Origin of the sequence: Shigella sp. FC1967, from assembly GCF_001743005.1 — a bacterium.
GTDB lineage: Bacteria > Pseudomonadota > Gammaproteobacteria > Enterobacterales > Enterobacteriaceae > Proteus.
Genome location: NZ_MIIZ01001404.1, coordinates 1 through 358 on the forward strand (window position 1 = coordinate 1; position 358 = coordinate 358).

General features: G+C 53.1%; 1 protein-coding gene. It reads left to right on the plus strand.

Features of this window, described 5'->3' with window-relative positions:
- Nucleotides 1-358 (plus strand): hypothetical protein (locus BHE89_RS22460; RefSeq protein WP_216081041.1); only part of this gene is annotated, 358 nt, incomplete at both ends.

The following is a 358-nucleotide window of genomic DNA, read 5'->3' on the forward strand; positions in this document are numbered from 1 at the left end:
CCCCGGTTGATGTGGTAGAGGAAGGCAGAAAGGTCGCCGGTAAGCACGGCATGATGGCCGAGATCGGATTGAAACATCAGGTTGATGCCTGGTATGCAGATATGGACGAAACACGGCTCGCAACCGATTGGAACACCGCCGTCATTACGCCTCACTGCTTGCTGCTTTCCTATCTGGATGTGCTTCAAAAGAACAAAGTTCCCTTTGATGAAGGTGTGCAGCTCGCTGCCGAATGGGTGAAGCAACTTGGCGGGGAATTTCGTGAAGACACTGAGGAAGCGCCGGAAGCTGAGGCTACAGTGCTTTCCCTGGGGAGAGCCACGGCTCATTGCTTTAAACCCTATCCGGACACAAAAAA